The organism is Leifsonia sp. Y862, assembly GCF_057669585.1.
Genome location: NZ_JBYHFR010000001.1, coordinates 2,129,156 through 2,152,187 on the forward strand (window position 1 = coordinate 2,129,156; position 23,032 = coordinate 2,152,187).

At 64.3% G+C, this 23,032-nt stretch carries 19 protein-coding genes, 1 rRNA gene and 1 pseudogene; 14 read left to right on the top strand and 7 right to left on the bottom strand.

The window, feature by feature from the left end:
- The first annotated feature begins 16 nt into the window (after positions 1–16).
- From AC25Z0_RS10045 to AC25Z0_RS10075, 7 genes are all read left to right on the top strand, one after another.
- Entirely contained in the window at positions 17–949 is a 933-nt protein-coding gene (locus tag AC25Z0_RS10045) for an amidohydrolase family protein (protein ID WP_488133079.1), read from the top strand.
- A gap of 125 nt (positions 950–1,074) precedes the next feature.
- Complete coding sequence (locus tag AC25Z0_RS10050) at positions 1,075–2,319, top strand: kynureninase (protein WP_488133137.1); 1,245 nt, start codon at positions 1,075–1,077, stop codon at positions 2,317–2,319.
- Between the two features lie 39 nt (positions 2,320–2,358).
- Positions 2,359–2,628, top strand: coding sequence for a phosphoribosylformylglycinamidine synthase subunit PurS (gene purS / locus AC25Z0_RS10055; RefSeq protein WP_488120334.1), 270 nt, complete (start codon positions 2,359–2,361; stop codon positions 2,626–2,628).
- Positions 2,628–3,326 carry a phosphoribosylformylglycinamidine synthase subunit PurQ gene (gene purQ / locus AC25Z0_RS10060; RefSeq protein WP_488133080.1) on the top strand — a complete coding sequence of 233 codons (699 nt, stop codon included), beginning with the start codon at positions 2,628–2,630 and terminating at the stop codon, positions 3,324–3,326. Before purS ends, purQ begins: the two co-directional genes overlap by 1 nt.
- Before the next feature lie 1,055 nt (positions 3,327–4,381).
- Positions 4,382–4,843 (top strand): DUF3817 domain-containing protein, encoded by a 462-nt coding sequence (locus AC25Z0_RS10065; RefSeq protein ID WP_488133081.1) that lies wholly within the window; start codon positions 4,382–4,384, stop codon positions 4,841–4,843.
- A gap of 98 nt (positions 4,844–4,941) precedes the next feature.
- Positions 4,942–6,525 (top strand): AMP-binding protein, encoded by a 1,584-nt coding sequence (locus AC25Z0_RS10070; protein WP_488133082.1) that lies wholly within the window; start codon positions 4,942–4,944, stop codon positions 6,523–6,525.
- Positions 6,526–6,527: 2 nt separating this feature from the next.
- Positions 6,528–7,298, top strand: coding sequence for an enoyl-CoA hydratase/isomerase family protein (locus AC25Z0_RS10075; protein WP_488133083.1), 771 nt, complete (start codon positions 6,528–6,530; stop codon positions 7,296–7,298).
- Between the two features lie 53 nt (positions 7,299–7,351).
- Here the strand turns inward: AC25Z0_RS10075 and AC25Z0_RS10080 are convergent, their stop codons facing one another.
- Entirely contained in the window at positions 7,352–8,182 is an 831-nt protein-coding gene (locus AC25Z0_RS10080) for a GTP pyrophosphokinase (RefSeq protein ID WP_488133084.1), read from the bottom strand.
- Between the two features lie 132 nt (positions 8,183–8,314).
- Here AC25Z0_RS10080 and purL point away from each other — a divergent pair, with 132 nt between their 5' ends.
- Positions 8,315–10,624, top strand: a complete 2,310-nt coding sequence (gene purL / locus AC25Z0_RS10085) for a phosphoribosylformylglycinamidine synthase subunit PurL (protein ID WP_488120328.1) — start codon at positions 8,315–8,317, stop codon at positions 10,622–10,624.
- 147 nt (positions 10,625–10,771) lie between these two features.
- Here the strand turns inward: purL and AC25Z0_RS10090 are convergent, their stop codons facing one another.
- Positions 10,772–11,428, bottom strand: a complete 657-nt coding sequence (locus AC25Z0_RS10090; protein WP_488133138.1) for an amino acid deaminase — start codon at positions 11,426–11,428, stop codon at positions 10,772–10,774.
- A gap of 159 nt (positions 11,429–11,587) precedes the next feature.
- On the opposite strand from AC25Z0_RS10090, the gene AC25Z0_RS10095 reads away from it, so the two are divergent.
- The 6 genes from AC25Z0_RS10095 (at position 11,588) to AC25Z0_RS10120 (ending at position 16,843) form a co-directional block, all read left to right on the top strand.
- On the top strand, positions 11,588–12,382 hold the full coding sequence (locus tag AC25Z0_RS10095; RefSeq protein WP_488133085.1) for an HAD family hydrolase: 795 nt from the start codon (positions 11,588–11,590) through the stop codon (positions 12,380–12,382).
- Between the two features lie 124 nt (positions 12,383–12,506).
- Entirely contained in the window at positions 12,507–13,484 is a 978-nt protein-coding gene (gene phnD / locus AC25Z0_RS10100; RefSeq protein WP_488133086.1) for a phosphate/phosphite/phosphonate ABC transporter substrate-binding protein, read from the top strand.
- 3 nt (positions 13,485–13,487) lie between these two features.
- Positions 13,488–14,342: a phosphonate ABC transporter ATP-binding protein gene (gene phnC, locus AC25Z0_RS10105; protein ID WP_488133087.1), complete on the top strand. Its 855-nt coding sequence runs from the start codon at positions 13,488–13,490 to the stop codon at positions 14,340–14,342.
- Positions 14,339–15,133, top strand: coding sequence for a phosphonate ABC transporter, permease protein PhnE (phnE, locus tag AC25Z0_RS10110; RefSeq protein WP_488120324.1), 795 nt, complete (start codon positions 14,339–14,341; stop codon positions 15,131–15,133). Before phnC ends, phnE (AC25Z0_RS10110) begins: the two co-directional genes overlap by 4 nt.
- Positions 15,130–15,999, top strand: coding sequence for a phosphonate ABC transporter, permease protein PhnE (gene phnE / locus AC25Z0_RS10115; protein WP_488133088.1), 870 nt, complete (start codon positions 15,130–15,132; stop codon positions 15,997–15,999). Before phnE (AC25Z0_RS10110) ends, phnE (AC25Z0_RS10115) begins: the two co-directional genes overlap by 4 nt.
- Positions 15,983–16,843, top strand: a complete 861-nt coding sequence (locus AC25Z0_RS10120; protein ID WP_488133089.1) for a MurR/RpiR family transcriptional regulator — start codon at positions 15,983–15,985, stop codon at positions 16,841–16,843. The genes phnE (AC25Z0_RS10115) and AC25Z0_RS10120 overlap by 17 nt, the downstream gene beginning before the upstream one ends.
- A 136-nt stretch (positions 16,844–16,979) precedes the next feature.
- On the opposite strand, the gene AC25Z0_RS10125 is transcribed toward AC25Z0_RS10120, so the two are convergent.
- The 5 genes and pseudogenes from AC25Z0_RS10125 to rrf form a co-directional block, all read right to left on the bottom strand.
- On the bottom strand, positions 16,980–19,835 hold the full coding sequence (locus tag AC25Z0_RS10125) for a beta-glucosidase (RefSeq protein WP_488133090.1): 2,856 nt from the start codon (positions 19,833–19,835) through the stop codon (positions 16,980–16,982).
- Between the two features lie 187 nt (positions 19,836–20,022).
- On the bottom strand, positions 20,023–20,955 hold the full coding sequence (locus AC25Z0_RS10130; RefSeq protein ID WP_488133091.1) for an SDR family NAD(P)-dependent oxidoreductase: 933 nt from the start codon (positions 20,953–20,955) through the stop codon (positions 20,023–20,025).
- A 182-nt stretch (positions 20,956–21,137) separates the two neighbouring features.
- Positions 21,138–21,452 (bottom strand): annotated as a pseudogene (locus AC25Z0_RS10135) (chorismate mutase); the annotation flags it as partial.
- A gap of 122 nt (positions 21,453–21,574) precedes the next feature.
- Positions 21,575–22,537, bottom strand: a complete 963-nt coding sequence (locus tag AC25Z0_RS10140) for a DMT family transporter (RefSeq protein WP_488133092.1) — start codon at positions 22,535–22,537, stop codon at positions 21,575–21,577.
- Between the two features lie 237 nt (positions 22,538–22,774).
- A 5S ribosomal RNA gene (rrf, locus tag AC25Z0_RS10145) occupies positions 22,775–22,891 on the bottom strand.
- Positions 22,892–23,032: the final 141 nt, after the last annotated feature.

The window sequence follows — 23,032 nt, forward strand, 5'->3', positions numbered from 1 at the left end:
CAGCGGCGCGACTCCGATGACGATCACGGAGCTGCCCGGCTTCCAGGACGCCCACGTTCACCTCGCGCTAATCGATCCCGCCGCGCTCGTCGACGGCGGGATCGCCCGCGTCGTCGATCTCGGAGGATGGCGGCCGGCATCCGCTGTCGATGCTGCGCTGCCAGACGTCGCATACGCGAACCAATTCCTCACCGCTCCCGGCGGGTACCCGAGCAGGCAGTCGTGGGCGCCCGCAGGCAGCAGTTGCGAGATCGCCGGGGCAGCGGATGCCGCCAGAGCGGTCGACGCGCAGGTCGATGCCGGCGCATCCGTCATCAAAGTCGCGCTCAACACCTCGGCCGGCCCTGCACTGCAGCCCGACGTGCTCGCTGCCATCGTGCACCGCGCCTACGAGCGGAGACTGCCGGTCGTCGCTCATGCAGAGGGTGCCGGACAAGCACTTGCCGCGCATCTGGCCGGTGTCGACGCGCTGGCACACACGCCGTTCACCGAACGGTTGCCCGACGATGTGATTGCCGCGATGGCGACGCGGATGACCTGGATCAGCACCCTCGACATCCACGGCTGGGGTGACTACGGCGACGACTACGACCGCGCCAGCGACAATCTCCGCCGGTTCAACCGGCACGACGGACGCGTGCTCTACGGCACCGATCTCGGCAACGGGCCGCTTCCTGTCGGTCTCAACCAACGGGAAATTGCGGCGCTGCTGGCCGCCGGCCTGTCGCACGACCAGGTCATCGCCGCTCTCTGCGCAGAGGGCATTGGTCTAGCAAACGGTAGTGGCACAGGTACCGACGCCGGCACCCGTGCGCGTCCTGCCGCTCCACTCCGTTCAGCGCGCACTACCGTGTTACCAACCGAGCAGCCGGCTGACCCGGCCGAATTCGCCGCGTGGATCTGCACAGCCAGAGCCCTCACCGCGGCCGAACGTGAGGACCTCCGATGACGAACGCCACCCCGCCCCTGACACCGCGCTCCCCAGCACACGCCGCAGCACCCATCCCAGCGCCGGCCGGCACCGATGCCGCCTCCTCCAACGCCCTCGACCGTCATCTCGCCTTCGCGCGACGCATGGACCGCATCGACGGACTGGCTCACTACCGCAGTCGCTTCATCGGAATCGACGACCCGCAGCCGGATGCAGAGCCACGCAACGCCGCGACGCCAGCGGCCAGGGCCGGATCGTCGGTCGTCTACCTCGATGGAAACTCCCTCGGCCGCCCGACCCGCGCCAGCGCAGACCGCATCGCCGAGTTCATTACCGGAGCGTGGGGCGGTCGACTCATCCGCGGTTGGGATGAACAGTGGATGGACCTGCCGTTCGAAATCGGTGACGCGCTCGGCGCTGCAGCCCTCGGCGCCGCCTCCGGCCAGGTCGCCATTGGCGACTCAACCACGGTGATGCTCTACAAGTTGGCCAGGGCAGCAGTGGATGCCAGACCAGGCCGCACCGAGATCGTGCTCGACACCGACAATTTCCCGACCGACCGCTACATCGTCGAGGGAATTGCCGCCGAACGCGGCCTCACACTGCGATGGATCGACGTTGACCTGTCAGCCGGCGTAACACCAGACCAGGTGCGCGAGACGGTCGACGAGAACACCGCACTCGTGCTGCTCAGCCACGTCGCCTATCGCTCGGGGTTCCTGGCCGATATGGGCGCCATCACCGAGATTGCGCACGCCGCCGGCGCGCTCGTGCTCTGGGATCTCTGCCACTCCGTCGGTTCCGTCCCCATCGATCTCGATGCCGCCGGCGTCGACCTCGCCGTCGGCTGCACGTACAAGTACCTGAATGGCGGCCCTGGCTCGCCGGCATTCGGCTACGTGCGTGCCGATCTGCAGGACTCCCTGGCCCAGCCGATCCAGGGCTGGATGGCCAACGCGGATGTCTTCCTGATGGGGCGGGACTTTGTGCCGGCCGCCGGCATCCGTCGTTTCATGAGTGGCACGCCGGCCATCCTCGGGATGCTGGCCATGCAGGACACCATCGCCATGATCGACGAGGCCGGCATCGACGCGCTCAGGGCGAAGTCCGTTGCGCTGACCGAGTTCGCGATCGACCTCGTCGATGAGTGGCTCGCCCCGCTGGGTGTCACCGTTGCGTCACCGCGCGACGCCGACCGGCGCGGTGGCCACGTCACCATCGATCACCCGGCGATGCGGCAGGTCACGGCAGCACTGTGGACCCAGGATGTGATCCCCGATTTCCGGGCGCCGGAGGGGCTGCGCATCGGTCTCTCACCGCTCAGCACCAGCTTCGTCGAAACGTACGAGGGAATCGCCGCGATTCGGGACACGTTGCGCGGCCTGTAGAATCGAGGCATCCACCGTCGACGCCCTCTGGAGTGAACTGTGCCTACCATCGTCGTAGAAGTAATGCCCAAGGCCGAGCTGCTTGATCCGCAGGGCAAGGCCATCGCCGGCGCCCTCGGTCGTCTCGGCCAGTCCACGTTCACCGGCGTCCGCGTCGGCAAGCGCTTCGAAATCACCGTCGAGGGACACGTCACTGACGCGGTCCTGAACGAGGTGCAGAAGCTCGCTGACACCGTGCTCTCCAACTCGGTGATCGAAGACGTCATCGGCATCCACGTGCTGGAGGCGCCAGCCGGAGAGACGCACTAATGCGCATCGGCGTCGTCACCTTCCCCGGCTCGCTTGACGACCGCGACGCACAGCGCGCGATCCGTCTGGCTGGAGCAGAACCCGTCGCGCTCTGGCACGGCGACCACGACCTGCACGGCGTCGACGCACTCGTTCTTCCCGGCGGTTTCAGCTACGGCGACTACCTGCGTTGCGGCGCTATCGCCAGCCTGTCCCCGATCATGACCGAGGTCATCGATGCGGCGAACAAGGGGATGCCCGTACTCGGCATCTGCAATGGCTTCCAGATGCTGGCAGAGGCACACCTCGTCGACGGCGGACTGATCCGCAATGACCACGGCAAGTTCATCCGCCGTGACCAGAAGCTGCGTGTCGAGAACAACTCGACCGACTGGACCGGTGGATTCACCCAGGGCCAGGAAATCACCATCCCGTTGAAGAACGGCGAGGGTGCATTCATCGCCTCTGACGAGACCCTGGCTCGCCTCGAGGGCGAAGGACAGGTCGTCTTCCGCTACCTGGACGTGAACCCGAACGGCTCCCTCAACGACATCGCCGGCGTCTCGAACGCCCGCGGCAACGTGGTCGGCCTCATGCCGCACCCCGAGCACGCCGTCGAGGCCGGCTTCGGTCCAGACACCGCGACAGCCATGCGCTCAGGCGTCGATGGCCTCGCGTTCTTCACCTCCGTGATCGAGCGGACGCTCGTAGGCGCGTAGCCCTGTAGTTCCGCAACCCGCGTCACTGCGCACGTCGAACGATGAGTCTCCCACCCTCCACTTCATCGAGTCGCAAGAAATCGACCTAAACCCGCGAGTTTGGGTCGATTTCTTGCGAGCGGATGCCGCCCACCTCATCCCACGCCTGTGGATAAGTTCCGCGTGCCCGGCGCTCGGTCGGCATCCTGTTCGCATGCCCAAGCGCGTGCCCATTCCTCCCCTGTTGCAGAATCGCCCGTTCCTGGTTGAGACCGCGCGTGACGCCGGGCTGGGAGAGGGACGACTTCGAGGAGCGGATCTGGCTCGCCCGTTCCACGGCGTCCGGGGCATATCGCCGCACCCTGACCCGGTGATCGCTCGCGCGCTCGCCTACTCCATCCGGATGCGCAGCGGCCAATTCTTCAGCCATACGACGGCGGCTCACCTCTGGGGAGCCCCACTGCCTCGCGAGTTCGAATCGCCGGACCTCCTGCACGTGTCCACGATCACCCCGATGCGTCCGCCCCATACCCGGGGCGTGTGCGGTCACGAACTGCCGTCGAGCACGTGCGATGCCGTCACCCGGCACGGCCTTCGCACAGCGGATGCGGCATCCGTTTGGCTGCAACTCGCCTCGACGCTGTCCGTGCCGGACCTCGTCGCGGTCGGCGACTACCTCGTGTGTGTCCCTGCGGTGGTGGACAGCCACGATGTCCGTCCGCACCTGACGCTAGAGGCCCTCGTTGCGCGGGTTCATCAGTTCCGGGGACCCGGCAAGCGTGCCGCCCTCCGCGCCCTCGCGCTCATTCGGGTCGGCGCTGAGTCTCGGCGGGAAACGCTGCTGCGGCTGTTGATCGGCGATGCCGGCCTGCCTGAAATCGACCTAAACCCGCGAGTTTGGGTCGATTTCTTGCGAGCGGATGCCACCGGCCGCCTCTCGTGGGGCGCCTCTCGTGGGCCGCCTCACCCTGATTGCGGGAGTGCGAGCCAACTTTCGTACGATGCAAGCGCACAGCGCCGCATACGACAATGGAAGTATCCCCTTTCATTGATGCATTTCCTGGAGTGTTGCCCCCGTGTCTCCCCGCTTGTTCTACCGCACCGTCGCCATCGCAGAGGCGGTGACCTGGACCCTCCTCATCACGGGAATGATCCTGAAGTACGCCGCCAACCTGGGCGGGCTACCCGTGCTGATCGCCGGTTCGATCCACGGTTTCGTGTTCATCACTTACGCACTCACGGCCGTTCTCGTCGGCATCAACCAGCGCTGGAGCATCAAGCTCATCGTGCTCGCCGTCTTCACCGCGATCGTGCCGTACGCCACGATCCCCTTCGACATCTGGCTTGACCGCAATCGCAGGCTCGTTGGCCACTGGCACACAGAGGCGACGGATGACCCGCGCGACGCCTCGTGGGTCCGTCGCGTTCTCCGGTGGATGCTCACACACCCGGCGATTCTGGCCGTCCTCTTTGTGGTGGCCGTCGTTGTGATCATGAGCGTGCTGCTCATCGTCGGCCCTCCCGGCGGCAGCAAGTAGGACGTTCACACCTCGGCGCGTTTTCAATGTCTCCTCGTGCCGTGGCGACAAACGTGTAAAGCAGGCATACTGTGCTCACCCAATCAAAGGAGATTGTCGTGTTCCAGAGTCCCTACCCCGACGTCACGATTCCCGAACTCAGCATTGACGACTACCTCTTCGGCGATCTGGCCGGCGCCGATCTCGACCGGGTGGCAATTGTCGACGGGGCGTCGGGTGCGAGCATGAGCTACCGCACGTTGATCGAGCAGATCAACCGCATTGCCGGCGCTCTCGCGAATCGTGGGGTCGGACCCGGCATCGTCGTCGGCCTGCTCTGCCCGAATATTCCGGCCTTTGCCAGCGTGTTCCACGGCATCCTGCGCTCCGGCGCCACCGTCACGACCATCAACTCGCTCTATACGCCCGACGATGTGGCGAACCAGCTCACCGATTCGGGCGCGACGTGGTTGATCACCATCTCGCCGCTGCTGGCCTCCGCGCAGCCGGCAGCCTCGGCGGTCGAGCTTGACGCCGAGCATCTCATCGTGATCGATGGCGCGCCGGGGCATCCGTCGCTTGCTGATTTGATCGGTGAGGGCGCGGATGCCCCCGCCGTCTCGTTTGACCCCGCCACCCATGTCGCGGTGCTGCCATACTCCTCTGGCACGACCGGCCACCCCAAGGGCGTCAGGCTCAGCCACCGCAACCTGGTCGCGAATGTGGAACAGGCCCGCAACCTGCTCACCGTCGTTGCCGACGACCGGCTCCTCGCGCTGCTGCCGTTCTTTCACATTTACGGCATGACGGTGCTGCTGAACCTCGCGTTCAAGCAGCGCGCCCGACTGGTGACGATGGCGAAGTTCGAGCTGCCCGAGTTCTTGCGCATCATCCAGGATCACACGTGCAGCTATGTGTTCATCGCCCCGCCGATCGCGGTGGCCCTGGCGAAGCATCCCCTCGTCGATTCCTACGACCTCTCGAGCGTGCACACGATTCTCTCGGGCGCCGCGCCGCTCGACGCCGCCCTGTCGGACGCGGTCGGACACCGTCTCGATTGCCGGATGCTGCAGGGCTACGGGATGACAGAGGCGAGCCCTGTCACACATCTGATTCCGCAAAACGCGCTCGACCTGCCGGCGGGCTCGGTCGGCTTCACCATTCCCAACGTGATCTGCAAGTTGATCTCCACTGCAACGGGCGCAGAGATCGAGGTGCCAGCCGAGGGGGTGAGCGAACCGGGCGAGCTGCTCGTGCACGGGCCGAACGTCATGCTCGGCTACCTGAACAACGACGAGGCAACCCAGGAGACGATCGATGCCGCCGGCTTTCTGCACACCGGCGACATTGCAACGGTCAGCTCGGAAGGAGTCGTACGAATCGTCGACCGCAGCAAGGAGCTGATCAAGTACAAGGGCTACCAGATCGCGCCGGCCGAGCTCGAAGCCCTGCTGCTGACACACCCACTGATCGCCGACGCCGCAGTGATCGGGGTGCTCGATGACGACGGTCAGGAGATTCCGAAGGCGTTCGTGGTGATCACGGCCGCAGCGGTGGTGACGAGCGAGGATGTGATGGCATACGTCGAGGAGCGCGTCTCGCCGCACAAGAAGGTGCGGCGGGTGGAGTTCATCGACGTGATTCCGAAGTCGAGCTCTGGCAAGATTCTGCGCAAGGACTTGCGGGTGCGGGTCGCGGTGTAGCCATGAGCGAAAGCATCCTTTTCACGGTGACCGACGGACTCGCCCACGTGACCCTCAACCGCCCTCACCGCCTCAACGCAATCGATGGCGAAGCCGCAGAACGCTGGCGCGACATCGCCGCCGAAATCGCGGGCCGCGATGACATCGGCGCCATGCTCTTCGATGCACAAGGCCGCGCGTTTTGTGCGGGCGGCGACATCAAAGCCATGTCAGAGCTGGGCACGACAGAGGCGAGCGCCGGCGACGGCGTGCGCCGGCTCGCCGATCTGATCCACGAGGGGCACCGACTGCTTCGAGAGAGCAGCACGCCGATCGTCGCCGCGGTGCACGGCGCCGTCGCGGGCGGAGGACTCGGCTTCATGCTCGTCGCCGACGTGATCGTTGCCTCGGACAAGGCGCGCTTCGTGAGCAAGTACGCCGACATCGCGCTGACCCCCGACTGCGGTGTGAGCACATTGTTGCCCGAGGCCGTCGGCCGTCGACGCGCGGCGGAGCTCCTGCTCACCCCGCGCATGCTGAGCGCGACGGAAGCGCTGGACTGGGGGCTCGTCACCGAGGTCGTCGCCCCCGAGGCCGTCCCAGAGCGTGCCGCTGAAATCGCGGCATACTGGCTCGACGGTGCCACCGCCGCTTTCGGTCAGGCCAAGCGGCTTCTGCACGCCGGAGCGGCCCGCTCGTTCCAGGCCTCACTCGACGATGAAGCTGTCACGATCGGCCGCGCATTTGACGGTACGGAGTCCCGCGCCCGCGTCGCCGCCTTCGCTGCGCGCTGACCGGCAGACTGGGCCGGGGCCAGAGCCAGGGCACTATGCAGAGCGTTGTCTGATCACACCTCGGAGTTGAACGGTCGTTCAACCTCGACCGGTGCTGGCGCCGGGCCAGCATTTGGCTGGGCATCCGGCCGGAACGCGTCAGCCCAGAAAATGCGCAGCAGGCTGTCGGGAAGGTCAATGCGATCCTGCGATGGCTGGTCAGCCTTCCCCTTGCGATCGGTGCCGACGTCGAGCGCCTTCACATCGTCGTGCAGGTGCTCCATGGTGAGGTCGAGGCGACTGGCTGTCTCGGCCGCATCCCGAAGCCTGTCAAGCAGGTCTTGCGGAACATGACCGTCGTACTTGTAGTAGATCTTGTGCTCAAGGCTCGCCCAGAAGTCCATCGCGATGGTGCGGATCTGCACCTCGACCTTGACCTGGTGGGTGGTCGCTGAGAGGAAGACCGGCACCTCAACGATGAGATGCAGGCTTTGGTAGCCGTTGGCCTTCGGCGTCTTGATGTAGTCACGCACCTCAAGAACGCTCACGTCGTGCTGGGCGGCCAGCATCTCAAGGACGCGATAGGTGTCGGAGATGAAGCTGCACGTGATCCGGATTCCCGCAATGTCGTGCAGCCGTTCGGCGATGCCGTCGACCGACACGGGGGCGCCCTTGCGTGCCGCCTTCTTCAGGATGCTCGCAGGGCTCTTCAGCCGCCATTCGACATGCTCGATGGGCGTGTAGTCGCCCAGGTGCGCCGACTCCTCCTTGAGAATGTTGATCTTGGTCATCATCTCGTCGATGCCGAACTTGTAGCGCAGCATCAGCCCCTCAAATTCCTGCCGGATTGTGGCAAGGTCTTCGAGACTAGGCGGCAGGCTCTGTGGTTCGGCGCGTTCGTGCATGGTGCTTCTTATCCTTCCATTGCAGGCTGTCGATTGCCTCTCAATCGCGTGCTGGCACCGGAAATGGCCCCCGGTTGCCAACAGCTAGAATTGAGCCGACCGGCACGCCCTCGATCTAGGAGCCCTCGCCTCGTGAGTACCCCCGTTTCAGCCGTCGCTGACACCGTCTCGAATGCCATCAACACTCCCGAGAAAGAGCAGCCGTACGACGCTCTCGGGCTCAAGGCTGATGAATACGCCAAGATCCGCGAAATTCTGGGCCGCCGCCCTACGAGTGGTGAGCTCGCCATGTACTCCGTCATGTGGAGTGAGCACTGCTCGTACAAGAGCTCCAAGAACTACCTGAAGCAGTTCGGCCAGAAGGTCACCCCCGCCATGAAGAAGAACCTCATGGTCGGCATGGGCGAGAACGCCGGCGTCATCGACGTTGGCGAAGGCTGGGCCGTCACCTTCAAGATCGAGAGCCACAACCACCCCTCATACATTGAGCCGTTCCAGGGCGCCGCGACCGGCGTCGGCGGTATCGTGCGCGACATCATCTCAATGGGTGCCCGCCCGGTCGCCGTGATGGACGCCCTCCGCTTCGGTGCCATCGACGACCCAGACACTGCTCGCGTCGTGCACGGCGTCGTCTCCGGCATCTCGTTCTACGGCAACTGCCTCGGCCTGCCAAACATCGGCGGGGAGACGGTCTTCGACTCGGTCTACCAGGCCAACCCGCTCGTGAACGCACTCTCGGTCGGCGTGCTGCGCCACGAAGACCTGCACCTGGCCAACGCGACGGGCGCCGGCAACAAGGTCGTCCTGTTCGGTGCGCGCACCGGCGGCGACGGCATCGGCGGGGCCTCCATCCTCGCCTCTGACACCTTCAGCGAGGGTGGCCCGACCAAGCGACCTGCCGTCCAGGTTGGCGACCCGTTCGCCGAGAAGGTACTCATCGAGTGCTGCCTGGAGCTCTACAAAGAGAAGCTCGTCGAGGGCATCCAGGACCTCGGTGCAGCAGGTATTTCCTGCGCCACGAGCGAGCTGGCCTCGAACGGCGACGGTGGCATGTTCATCGAGCTGGAGAAGGTGCTCCTCCGCGACCCGAACCTCACGGCTGAAGAGATTCTGATGTCCGAGAGCCAGGAACGCATGATGGCTGTCGTCGCACCAGACAAGCTCGAGGGCTTCCTCGCCGTCACCACCAAGTGGGACGTCGAAACCAGCGTGCTCGGCGAGGTCACCAACTCCGGCCGCCTCATCATCAACTGGCACGGCGAAGAGATCGTCAACGTCGATCCCCGCACGGTCGCTGTCGACGGCCCCGTCTACGACCGGCCCGTCGCGTACCCGACCTGGCTCGACGCACTGCAGGCCGACACGGCATCCGCTCTGCCCCGCCCAACGGATGCTGCAACCCTGCGCGAGCAGTACCTCGCGCTGCTCGGTTCGCCGAACCTGGCCGACCCGAGCTGGATCACCGACCAGTACGACAACTACGTGCTCGGCAACACGGCGCTGTCTTTCCCCGACGACGGCGGCATGATCCGCATCGACGAAGAATCCGGACTCGGCTTCGCCATCGCGACCGACGCCAACGGACGCTACTGCCAGCTCGACCCGTACCGCGGCGCGCAGCTCGCCCTTGCAGAGGCCTACCGCAACGTGTCGGCCACCGGCGCCGTGCCTGTCGGCATCAGCGACTGCCTCAACTTCGGTTCTCCAGAGAACCCAGAGGTCATGTGGCAGTTCGGCCAGACCGTTGAAGGCCTCTCTGACGGATGCCTCGAGCTTGAGATTCCCGTCACCGGCGGCAACGTCTCGTTCTACAACCAGACCGGCGATGTGCCGATCCACCCGACGCCCGTCATCGCCGTGCTCGGCGTGATCGACGACGTGGCCCGCCGCGTTCCGAGCGGATGGCAGGACGACGGACACAACATCTACCTGCTCGGCATCACCCGCGAAGAGCTTGACGGCTCCGCGTGGGCCGGCGTCGTGCACGACCACCTCGGTGGCCGCCCGCCCGTCGTCGACCTGGCCCAGGAAGCCGTCCTCGGCGGACTCCTGCACGCCGCATCGCAGGGCTCGCTCATCGACAGCGCACACGACCTCAGCGAAGGCGGCCTTGCCCAGGCCCTCGCCGAAGCCGTGCTGCGATTCGGTGTCGGCGCCCGCGTCTGGATTGGTGACATTTGCGAGCGTGACGGTATCGACGCATCCGTTGCCCTGTTCTCGGAGTCGGCCGGACGCGTCATCGTGTCAGTCCCGCGCGAAGACGACGTGAAGTTCATTGGTCTCTGCGAAGGCCGAAACTACCCGGTGCTGCGCATCGGCGTCACGGATGCCACGGCTCCTGGCATTGAGATCCAGGACCAGTTCACCATCACGCTTGACGAGCTGCAGGCCCGCCACCGCGGCACGCTGCCTGCGGCGTTCGGCGCCGTCGTCGGCGGCTAGTCGACTCGCTCTACTCGCGCATTACTCGCCGAAGGCGGGCCCGGCTCTTGTCGGGCCCGCCTTTGGCATTCCCGCACCCGCGCCACACTTCGTGCGAGGGCAAATCGGTCGCGTTGCCACGCGCACTGGACGCGAACCAGACACGAGCTAGACGCGAACCAGTGGCGAGCGCGGCAACAGGTGCGGAGCCCCTCCGGGCGCAGATGCTGCGTTGTAGCGCATCCGCGGAGGGTCATGCTCGAGGGCGGTGAGTGACTCTGCCGACACGGATGCCAGGGGAAACGTCGTGATGGCTCGCATCCGCTCCCCGTCGTGCACGCCATACACAAGCGCGGCCGGCGCACTCGGGGCACTACGTATGACAACAGTGCGAAAGAAGGTGGCGGGGTGTGTCGGAGCCTGGTCATCGAAGACCAGGACGTCACCGTTCGCCTCGCTCGGATTCTCCAGGTGCGCCACCAGCACGTCGGTCACCCGTTGCAGCACCGTCTCGCCGGCTGCGGCGGCATCGGCCAGCAGAAACGCGTCGGCGGGCAAGGAACAGGCGCGGGCCAACGCTCCCTTTTCCCAGCGCTCCCGCTTCAGCCCATACGGCGTTTCGACAGTCGACAGCAGGTAGCCGTAGACGTGAATCAGCCCGGCGTTGCCGATCGGCCAGTGCGCGTCCAATCCGGCAGCGGCATGCAGATGATCGAACTCGGCACGTTCGATGACCGGAACGCCGATGTTCTCGTCGACGACCGTCGAACAGCCCCATGACGCGAACCGACCGGCCCGCGCATCCTGCACAATCTGCTCGAACATCACCTGACCATGTTAGACAGCGCGGCCAGTTCGTCGGTGTGGGCGCAGAGCAAAAAATTGTTCACGTGCTCGTAACCAAAGATAGTGATTGCGTCCACAACTCGCCCATACTGTGGACATCGCGTCCACGATTCCCGTGGCCAAGCCGAAAGGATGAGCGTGACACGTCGCGATCGAGTGCTGGTTTTCGACTTTGATGGGACGGTATCCCTCGGACTCGGACCGGTGCGTTCGTACGCGAATTTCATCGCCGATGGCCTTCCGATCAACGACGCCGCAGCGTTCCTGGCCGACGTCGACAACGGCCTGGCGCTTCAGGCCCACGTGAGCGACAACGGCGACGTCGACACCGACACCGCCGCGCGCACCGTCAACGGCACTGTGCCGATCGATGGCTACGACCTCGTTCGACTGCTGTCGCAGGAGTACCCCGTCACAGCTGCCGATCGTGACAGCGCGTATCTGCGCAGTCGCCTTGATCTGGCAACGGATGCGGCACCAGTGATCGCGCCGGCCGGACTGGCCGAATTCCTCACCGAGGCACGCCAGTACGCGCACATTGTCCTGGCAACCAACGCCCCCGACATCCGCATCAGCGAAGCCATCACCAGCCTCGGTCTCTCCGACGCTTTCGACATCGTATACACCTCAGTGGGAAAGCCCGTCGGCCTCGACGCGATTCTCGACACCTGGCTCGATCGGGTCGGAGCGCTGGCGCCCGACGCGAGCGGACGCTGCGCATCTCCCGCTCAGGCGCTCCTCAGCATCGGTGATGTCTGGGTCAACGACCTGGCTCCCGCGCATCGGCGCGGCGCGAGCACGGCGCTGGTGGGAGACAGTCCCTCCCGCGAGGCGACTCCCACGTTCAGGGCCGAGCGCATCATCGACCTCTACCCCCAGATTCGAGCCTGGCTCACCGCTCCGGCATCCATTCCCGCTGGCGCAACGACGTAACCCCAACTTCACCACGCGATATCCGTTCCACGCAGTACCTGACTGACGCAGTACCCGTTTCACCCCATCCCCATCCGTTCCACGCACTTCCACCCTGTTCAACACATCAAACAAAGGTAGACACGTGTTCTCTAAGAAAGCCCTTTCGTTCGCCGCTCTCGCGTCGTTCGCCGTGGTCACCCTGGCCGGCTGCTCGGCAGCCACCACCGACTTGTCGACGACTCCAGAGGCCGCAGCCGACCCGACATCGCTGACCCTCGCCCTCGTTCCGTCACAGGACCAGGCTGGACTTGTCGACACCGCTGCGCCTCTGACCGACATGCTCACTGAAGCACTCGGCATTCCCGTCACCGGCGTGGTGTCAAAGGACTACCAGGCCGCTGTCGAAGCCATGGGTGCCGGCCAGGCACAGATCGGGTTCCTGCCGTCGCTCCAGCTGTGGCAGGCCAGCGACCGCTATGGCGCATCCGTCGTTCTGCAGACCGAGCGCAACGGGAACATCACGTATCCGGCCCAGTTCATGACCAACGATCCGGACAAGTACTGCGATGACGCCCCAGTGGAGCGCGACGGCAAGCTGTACTGCAACGGTGCCGATGCCCTCGCCGGCCCGGCAGGTCTCGACTCGATCAAGAAGATCAAGGGCGCAAAAGTCGCCGTGCTCGGCCCAGGTTCTCCGGCCGGATACATCTACCCGATGCTGGCCCTGAAGAACGCCGGGCTCGACATCGACTCCGACATTCAGCAGATCCCGGTCACCGCCAACGACGCTTCCGTTCTCGCCGTGTACAACGGTGATGCTGAGGTCGGCTTCAGCTTCTGGGATGCCCGTGACATCGTCATGAAGGACACCTCGGATGTCGGCCAGAAGGTCGTCGTCTTCGCCCTCAGCGAGGAGATCCCGAACGACGGCGTCGCCGTGACCAAGGAACTCTCACCTGCCCTGCAGCAGAAGATCACCGATGCCCTCGCCGACTACTCCGCGACCGAGGAAGGCTCGAAGGTGCTCACCTCGATCTACTCGATCACCAAGCTCGCACCGGCCAATCCCGCCTCGTTGAGCGTTGTCGCGGATGCCGCCAAGAAGTTGGGTCTGCAGTAGTCCATGACCGAGCAACACTCCATCGCGGCGACCGGGGCACACGCCCCGGCCGCCGCGCCGGCGGTTTCAGCCGCCAGCGACACGGCCCCCTGGTCGATCACGATGCGCGACGTCACCGTGCGCTACCCGAACGGCGTCATTGCGCTCAATAAGGTCTCGCTCGACATCGAGGCCGGTGAGATGGTGTCGGTTGTCGGGCTCTCTGGCTCGGGCAAGAGCAGCCTGATCCGCACGATCAACGGCCTCGTTCCGATCACCTCAGGCTCACTCGAGGTCGGCGGACACGCGCTGCAGTCCGCCCGCGGGAGGGAACTGCGTCAGCTGCGTGGTGAGATCGGAATGATCTTCCAGAGCTTCAACCTGGCTCGCCGCACCAGCGTGCTCAACAACGTGCTCGTCGGACGCCTCGCCCACACGCCGACCTGGCGCACCCTGCTCGGGCTGTACAAGGCGTCGGACAAGCAGATCGCTTTCGAAGCTCTCGACCGTGTAGAGATCCTGGCGAAGGCATACGACAGGGCCTCGTCGCTCTCCGGCGGTCAACAACAGCGTGTGGCAATCGCTCGGGCGCTCTCGCAACAACCCAAGCTCGTACTGGCAGATGAACCGGTTGCCAGTCTCGACCCACCCACCGCGCACAGCGTGATGCGTGACCTGCGTCAGATCAACCAGGAGCTCGGGATTACCGTGCTGACCAACCTGCACCTGCTCGACTTGGCCAGGCAGTACGGCACTCGCCTGATCGGGTTGCGCGCTGGGGAAGTCGTCTATGACGGACCGGCAGCCACCGCAAGTGATGCGGTGTTCGAGAATATCTACGGCCGCTCGATCGAGCGCGAGGATGTGCTCAACGCGTGAGTGCGCTCGACCTGCCGCCGAAGCCTCGTGGCCGCTGGAAACCGTGGTTCGCGTTAGCTGTCGTTCTCGTCATCACGGCAATCACGCTCAGCCCCCAGTGGGGCATCGCCTTCAGCTTTGATGCGATTGCCCGCAACTGGCAAAACGGCGCAGGCAAGATCGTCGAGCTGTTGCAGCCCGACTGGTCATTCTTCCCCCGCACCATTCCGCCACTTGTCGAGACCCTGCAGATGGCGATCATCGCGACGTTCATCGGTGCCGTCATCTCGTTGCCGCTCAGCCTCTGGGCTGCACGGCTGACGAACCCGCACAAGTGGACCCGCGGCGCCGTGCGCACGATCCTGAACGCGGTGCGTTCTATTCCTGACCTGCTCTACGCATCCATTCTGGTTGCCATGGTGGGCGTTGGCGCGCTGCCTGGAATCATTGCTCTGGTGCTGTTCAACGTCGGCATCATCGTGAAGATGGTGTCTGAGGCGATCGAGGCCAACGACGCAGGACCCCTTGAGGCCGGTCGCGCTGCCGGCGGCACGCAGCTGCAGATCAACCGCGCCATTGCTCTGACGGATGCCATGCCGGCCTTCATCAATCAGACCCTCTACGTGCTCGAGCTGAACGTGCGCGCGTCAACGGTGCTCGGGCTCGTCGGTGCCGGCGGGCTAGGACTGCTCATCGATGCCGTCCGCACCTTCTACCGTTACGACCAGCTTTCGCTGATCATCCTGGAAATCCTTATCGTGGTCGTCGTCATCGACGCCATCAGCGATGCCATCCGACGGAGGCTGGTATGACACTCGAAAAGCCCGTCCGACCCGCACGGTCGAACGACCGAAAGCAGGATCTCCACCACGCGCTGACGCTCCCAGCCAAGCCTGCGCGCTGGGGGCGGCTTGCGGCCACGGCAATTGTGACCGTGCTCGTCGTCGTCGCGTTCTGGTCCATTGACATCAACTGGAGCAGGCTGTCGAGCTTGCCCGCCGATGTCGTGCGCTACCTCTGGTTGATGTTCTCGAACCCCAATTGGGACAAGCTCGGCGAAGCAGTGTACCAAACCTGGCGCTCGGTCGAGATGGCATGGGTCGGAACAGTGATCGGTCTCGTGATCTCGCTCCCGCTCAGCTTCCTTTCCGCTCGTGGATTCGCGCCGGCACCGACCCGCTGGATCCTACGGGTATTGTTTGCCGTCATCCGTGCGGTGCCAGAAATCATCATCGCCATCATCATTCTCTCGGTCACGGGACTGACGCCGCTTACCGGGGCGCTCGCGCTGGCCCTGAACAGCGTCGGCACCCTTGGGAAGTGGGGTTACGAGTCGATCGAGGGTGCAGATCCCGGCCCGATCGAGGCTGTGCACGCGGCCGGCGGGTCGACCGTGCAGGTGATCCGATGGGGAGTCTGGCCGTCGGTCACGCCCGATTTCATCTCGTTTTGGCTGTACCGATTTGAGATCAACGTTCGGTCATCTGCCGTTCTCGGTTTGATTGGTGTCGGGGGCATCGGCGACATGCTCACCTCGTACACTCAATATCGGGAATGGTCGACAGTTGGCGTTTTGCTGCTCGTCGTCGTGGTTGTGACTATGGCGCTCGACGCTGTGTCGGGTGCCATTCGCAGACGTATCACCGAAGGGGCATCAATTCGTGAGCTGGACAGATAACCCTGACGCCAACGTTACGACCCGCATCGCCACCGTACTCAATTCGCTCAACCCGAGCGAACGCAGGGTGGTTGAGCTCATCGTCGACGATGCGGAGGGTGTGCTCGAACTCACGGCCCAAGAGCTGGCCGATCGTGCGGGCGTTGCACGGTCTACGGTCGTCCGTACGTGCCAGAGTCTTGGCTATCGGGGCTACCCCCAGCTGCGCGTGGCGCTCACCAGGCAGCTCGCCCAGTTCGGTGGGCGCACCCCCGACTATGGCGAGTCGGCACTGGGACGCATCCGCTCTGACATCGACACACTCGCGGCGTCGCTGCCCCAGATCGCAAGCGCACTGACCGAGTCGGCCGTGGAGCAGGCCGTCGTACGGATGACGTCGGCGACCAGGCTCCTCGCGCTAGCCAATGGGCTGTCGTCGCCGCTTGCATCGGATCTGGCCATGCGCCTCACCGCCGTTGGACGCCCGACCGAGTTCGTCGCCGATTCGATCGGCCAGCAGATCGCTGCCCGTCAGCTCGGTGAAACGGATGCTGCCCTCATCGTCAGCGGCAGTGGCGCTAACGAGTCGAGCCTGAAGGCTGCACGCGCCGTGCAAAAAACCGGCGCCGCTCTCATCGTGGTGACATCCTTCGCCGCGTCCCCGCTGGTGAACCTGGCAGATGTCGCGCTGGTCGTTGCACCGGCGCGAGGATCGTTCAGGCACGAGCTGGAGCATACGTCGCGGGTGCCGCACGTGATCCTGCTGGAATCGCTCGTTGAAGTGATCGCCAACCGCCTCGGCGATCGGGCGCGCACCACTCGGTCGACAGTGCTCGAGATCCTGAGCGACAACCTCAGCGAATAATCCTGTCGTGGCCGCGGGCACGGGCTGAACAATCAGCCGGTCGCTGCCTTCGCGCAGACGAGAGCCGGGACGGTCAGGTTTCCCTGCCGCCCCGGCTCCCTACAGGGCCTAGGCCTAGACCCCGTAACCGCGCGTGTTAACGGATCCGCACCGTCTCCACCAGCGGGGTATCCGCGGATGATGAACCGACGAAGACGGGTACGTCTCCGGCCGGTGTCACCCACTTGTCGGTGTTGACATCCCAGTACGAGAACGCCTTGGTGTCGAGTGCAATCTCAACCCTCTGGCTCTCACCCGGTTCGAGCGTGATCTTCGACCAGCCCGCGAGCGACTTCGGCGCCGTGACCACCGGTGCACCGACCAGTTCGCCCGCATACGCCTGCACCACCGTGGCCCCGGCAGTGTCACCGGTGTTGGTGACCCTGACTGTTGCCGTCAACTGTCCGTCCTTGCACTTCGAACCCCAGTCCTTGCCCCAGCCCTTGTTCCAGTGTCCATTTCGGGAGCCTTCGCCACCGAAAGTACTGCTGAACGCAGCAGCCTGGTCGGGGCTCTCCGCCTCGAAGTCGGCAACATCGTCACTGGCACGTGGCGCGGTCACCTCCCAGGTCCTGCACGACAGGCGAAGCTTCGAGTAGTCGAACGAGGTGTACGACAGCCCGTAACCGAACGGGTACGACGGTTCGATGCCCAATGCCTGGTATCCGCGATACCCGACGAGGACTCCCTCGCTGTACGTTGCAACCGCGTCAATTCCTGGGAACTGCGCCGGTGTCGAGGTGGGCGTCTGGCTGTCGTCCACCGGGATGGTGAGCGGCAGCTTCCCAGACGGGTTCACGTCGCCATAGAGGATGCTGGCGATTGCCGTGCCCTGGTTCTGCCCGGCATACCAGGAGTGCACCAGACCGGCGACTCCGTCCTGCCAATCAGAGACCTGGGTCCCCGCCCCGGTCGTCAGCACGACGATCGTGTTGGGGTTGGCCGCAGCCACCTGACGGATCATCTCTGGCTGCCCGTTCGGCAGCTGGAGCGTCGGCAGGTCTGTTCCCTCTGTGGAGTAGTCCCGAACGAACACCACGGCCACGTCGGCGTTGGCAGCAGCCTCAGCTGCAGCGGTGGCCTGAGGAGCAACAACGCCAGCCGGCGGGGTCCACGCGAGCTTGATGTTCGAGCCCTGCTGGTTCCAGGCCTCACTCGTGTCGTACACGTACGACAGCGTGATCGGGTGGGTTGAACCGGCCTCCATGTTGATGGAGTAGGTCGCAATCTGGTTCCACGCGTTCGCGTTCGGCGTGACTGCCTGGGTCGAGATGACATCGGCGCCGTCGACGTTGAGGGTCGTGACTCCGTTGGTGACAACCTGCAGCTCGTATGCGCCGGTGACCGGCGCCACGATTGAACCAGACCAGCGCACCGACATGTTGGTGTCGAGCGCCTGCGCCTGTGGCGGGAAGTGCGGCGAGTTGGCGTTCAACCCGTCGTAGATCGAGAAGCCACCGTGCAATCCAGCGTACGGATCAACGCGGTCGTAGTACGGCGTCCCAGAGAAGTCCTGGTTCAGGTAGTACTTGGCCGTCAGCCCGTTCTCGCCGGTTTCGCTGCGCAGGAAGTCCGACGGAATCGGCTGTTCGCCACGCAAAAGCGCCGTCGAGGTGACAGGGTCTGACCCGCTCGTCCAGGTGACGTCTGTCCCCTCACCGGCTCGCGTCTGCAGCCCCTGAAGCGGTGAGGTGCTCACCAGCGGGTTCTGGATGTGCGAGCTTCCGCCACCCTGTACAACCACGTCAGCATCAGAGCCGATCACAGCGATCGATCCGATATCTTCGTCGCTCAGTGGAAGCGCATCATCTTCGTTCTTCAGCAGCACAATCCCCTGCTCGGAGATTTCGGCCGACTCTTCGTTGTGCTCTGCAGCGGGCAGCGGTGTGATCTGCTGCGGGTTCTCGAAGACTCCCAGTCCGTACATCGGACGAAGAATCCGGAGCACTGCATCGTCGATCCGGCTGATCGGCACGGTGCCGGCGTTGACAGCGTCAATCAGCGGCCCACAGAACTCACACGTTCCTGGCTGCTCCGACGGTGTGAAGTTACCTGGCATCTCCTGGTCCTGGCCGGCGAGGATTTCGAGTGTGCCGTGATTGGCACCGTAGTCGGTCACGACCCAGCCGTTGAACTCGTACTGCGTCTTGAGGATCTGGTTGATCAGGAAGTCGCTACCGCACGAGTAGTCGCCGTTCACCTTGTTGAAACCGCACATCACGGAGGCAGCGTGCGATTCTTTGATTGCGGTGTCGTACGGCAGGTTGTAGATCTCCTGCAGGGTACGTTCGTCGACCACTGCGTTCAGGCCCGTCAGACGATTCGTCTCCTGGGTGTACGTCGACCAATCCTGCAGGTTGCCGATCACGCCGCCATAGTTCTGCGTCGTCAGCGTATAGGCGCCACCGAGCTTTCCTTGCAGCAGCGGGTCTTCTCCGTAGGACTCGAAGTTGCGGCCGTTCTGCGCCGCGCGAGCGATATTCAGCGACGGAGCGAGGGCCATGTTCTGCCCGGTCTTAAATGTCTCGTCTGCGTCTATCTCGGAGGCACTTGCGGCAACATCCGTGTCCCACGCCGCAGCCACGCTGACGGCGGAGGGCAAGAGTGTCGACGCCTTGTTGGGAACGGCGGGGTTGGCGACCCGGACGCCGTTGCGGCCATCCGTCATCTTGAGCGCCGGGATGCCCAGCCGCTCAATGGGGGCGTTGTAGAAGCCGTAGTCGTTATTGAGCTCGCCGTGGAGCATATCGACCTTCTCTTCCAGAGTCATCTGGGCGAGTAGGGCTTGGGCTTTTGCCGTCACTGTGGGATCCGTATCCCACCAGGTCTGGCCATCTTGCCAGTCTTCGCCGCCTTCGGATGGGTCATGAGACCGCCCGGTGTTGACGTCGCTCGCGAATGCCGCGCCAGCTGGCACGACTAGAGCAACCGCGCACACGGCGGCTGCGGTCATACTGAAAATGCGTAGTCGTTGTGCTCTAAACATCAGGCACTCCCTGTTGTGTCTGGGACACAACGCGGCGGAATTACGTCGCACGTACGGCGCACACGTTGCCCCCTTATGTGGTTGAAATAGTGCACCCGATCACAGGGGGCTTCAAGGCTTTGACGACAACCGACAGCAGGGGGCTACGGGCTCTTTAGACGGGGAATGTGACCCTTGCGGCGTCCTCTGCGTATGCCCAGAGCCTGTTCGCAACGTCACGGTCGAGTGAGGTGGGCGTTGGAATTTGCCGGGCAGGGCTGCCCTTGGTCACAAATCGGGGTCCGTAGTACTCGCCGCCCTCCGCCACCGGGTCTGCCACCGCACGCACGACCGACCAGGCGCCGCGGTCTTTGCCCTGGGTGACGGATGCCTGCAGGTTGTCGATAAAGCGCTTGCGACGACGTGGCTCATTCACTCCGGAGACTCGTGGCGTGCGCCCTGAAAAGGAGTAGCCAGGATGCGCCACCAGCGACTGCATGCCCGCGGGGCCGCCGACGCCGGCGTCTCGCAAGCGGCGATCGAGCTCGAACCCGAACACCTGCATCTCGATCTTGGATTGCGCGTAGGCCCGCCACGAGTTGTAGTTCTCCACGAGTTCGATGTCGTCAAGCGTCGAATCCAGTAGGCGCGAGATCACCGAGCCCAACGCCACAACCCGGCTTCCCTGCGTTGTCAGCAGGGCGGGCATGAGGCGCGCCGTGAGTGCGAAGTGTCCAAGAAAGTTCGTCGCGAAGACCAGCTCGTGCCCGTCGACGCTGTCCTGTCGCTGCCGTGGGGGGTGCACAATGCCGGCGTTCAGGACCAGGGCATCGATCCGCGGCAGCTCCAGCAATCGCGCGGCCGCGGCATCAACCGATTCCAGCGACGACGTATCGAGGCGCACTGTCGAAACGGATGCGCCAACGACTCGCCTGCGAATAGCCGCAAGGGCGGCATCCGCTTTGGCTGGGTTTCGGCAGGCCAGCACCACGTGAGCGCCCGCACGCGCGAGCGACTCACTGGTGAAATAGCCGATGCCGGAGTTGGCGCCTGTGACGACTACCGTCTTACCGGCCTGGGACGGCAGCGCCGCCGGATCCCAGGTCACTGTGCAGGATGCGCGGGGGACGGCTTCGGACGGGCCTGGGCCTGCGACTGCTGAGTCCTCCGGTCACCCGGCATGGGAGTGGCGGACGGAGACGGTGTGCGCGGCGCCGGCGAGGACGTCGGCGTGGCAGGGGAGGTCGATGGCTGTTCCGCCGGCGTGGACTCGACTGGGCTCTCGCCACCTTCCGCGATCTTGACGTGGTGGTGGATCACTTCCGCGACCACGAAGTTGAACCACTTCTCTGCAAATGCTGGGTCGAGGTGTGCCCCTTCTGCCAGCGTGCGCAGGCGTTGAATCTGACGACGCTCACGATCGGGGTCGGCGGCAGGCAGGCCATGGACGGCCTTCAGCCGTCCTACCTGCTGGGTGAACTTGAACCGTTCGGCGAGAAGGTGCACGAGCGCCGCGTCGATATTGTCGATGCTCTGACGGATGCCGTTCAGCTCCTCGAGCGCCGCTGTGGTCTCGCTGGTGGACGTCTCATCGTGTGCAGTCATAGTCCGACGATAATGCAGCGGCTGGCGGGTGCCGAATTCGACCACGCGGGGAAGCGAAACGAGAGCGGCCGGCCCGTCGGGATTCCCGAGGCTATTGACACGTCGTCTTGTGACGGCGGCGCTCAGCCCACCTCGCCGACGGAACGCCGGCCCGCGGCTTCGAGCCACGCCAGTCGCACGCGCTTCTGGGTGAGCAGGATTCCGGCCAGCACGAGAACCGCGCCAACCGGTTCATGCCAGGAGAACGTTTCGGAGAGAATGAGGACGCCCAGCACAACACCAACTACGGGGGTTACGTAGGTGACTGTCGATGCGTTCGTTGGGCCCCACGCGCGAAGCACATTGATGTTCCAGATATAGGCAACGCCAGTACCCAACGCGCCAAGGGCCAGCAGGCTGAGCACTATTGGCCAGGTCAATGAGACGGGGTGCCAGGCGATCACCGGCGTGAGCAGCAGCATGAGCAACCCGGCGAGTCCAATGTTCAGGAAGGCAAACGTTGACCCGGCGATCGGGCGTCCGCTCAGGTATTTGCGGGTGTAGCCGAAGGTGAATCCGTAACACACCGCGGCGCCAAGGCAGGCGAGCTGTCCCCACAGATCTCCGGTGAGGGCGGCATAGCGCCACGGTCCGATGATGACGACGACGCCCACGATGCCAATGAGCACTCCAACAACCTGGCTCCGGCCCAGCTTCTCGACTTTGAAGGCCAGCGTCACCATGATCGCCGTGGTGATCGGGGTGACCGCGTTGTAGATACTGGCCAGGCTCGATGACACGTATTGCTCCGCCCACGCGAACAGGAGGTGCGGCACGACGCAGCCTGTAACTGCAATGACCAGGAAGTGCAGCCAGACCTTGGGCTCCCTCGGGAGCACGGTCCCGCCGTTGATGCGTGGCCTGGTGACAAGCACGATCAGGCCGAGCGTGAGGCCTCCGAGAACAAGGCGGGTCCAGGCAACCTGGCCGAAGGAGACGCCGTCGAGCGCGATCTTCATGAAAAGAAAACTTGAGCCCCACAGCACGCCCATCCCGAGGAACTGAAGGGTAACCAGCGCTTTGCGGGTGGGGGCAATCTCATTCACGTACCGACACTAGCCGTCGCCACCGACGTCAGCACACCACGCTGCCAACGCTGGCGCGATTCCGCGGAACTTTGGCCGAACCGGCCCTGTCACATCTCGCAGGAGGAGTTTCGGTGCCCTGGTTAACGCAAGAAACCCACCCCTCAATGGGATGGGTTCACACGGTCCTGGCTGTGGCCGCGTTAACGCAGGAAAGCCACCCCCGAAGGGATGGCTTTCCTGTTGTTTCTAAGTTAAGTCCGGCGGTGTCCTACTCTCCCACAGGGTCTCCCCTGCAGTACCATCGGCGCAGAGAGTCTTAGCTTCCGGGTTCGGAATGTAACCGGGCGTTTCCCTCTCGCTATAGCCGCCGAAACATCTAGTGATGAATCACCCAAAGGGTGATCGTCAAGTCGTTTCGACAATTATTGCCGTGCCCCCACAACTTCTGGGAACACTATTCAATTATTGTTTTGTTCCCGTAGGAACGTTGTTCTCGACCGTACATCGAGAACC

Coding starts and splice junctions, on each gene's coding strand:
- AC25Z0_RS10090 (WP_488133138.1), bottom strand. CDS start 11,428: ATGTTCGAGCAGATTGTGCAGGATGCGCGGGCCGGTCGGTTCGCGTCA.
- AC25Z0_RS10045 (WP_488133079.1), top strand. CDS start 17: ATGACGATCACGGAGCTGCCCGGCTTCCAGGACGCCCACGTTCACCTC.
- phnC (WP_488133087.1), top strand. CDS start 13,488: ATGACCGAGCAACACTCCATCGCGGCGACCGGGGCACACGCCCCGGCC.
- purQ (WP_488133080.1), top strand. CDS start 2,628: ATGCGCATCGGCGTCGTCACCTTCCCCGGCTCGCTTGACGACCGCGAC.
- AC25Z0_RS10125 (WP_488133090.1), bottom strand. CDS start 19,835: ATGACCGCAGCCGCCGTGTGCGCGGTTGCTCTAGTCGTGCCAGCTGGC.
- AC25Z0_RS10080 (WP_488133084.1), bottom strand. CDS start 8,182: ATGCACGAACGCGCCGAACCACAGAGCCTGCCGCCTAGTCTCGAAGAC.
- AC25Z0_RS10050 (WP_488133137.1), top strand. CDS start 1,075: ATGGACCGCATCGACGGACTGGCTCACTACCGCAGTCGCTTCATCGGA.
- AC25Z0_RS10075 (WP_488133083.1), top strand. CDS start 6,528: ATGAGCGAAAGCATCCTTTTCACGGTGACCGACGGACTCGCCCACGTG.
- phnE (WP_488133088.1), top strand. CDS start 15,130: ATGACACTCGAAAAGCCCGTCCGACCCGCACGGTCGAACGACCGAAAG.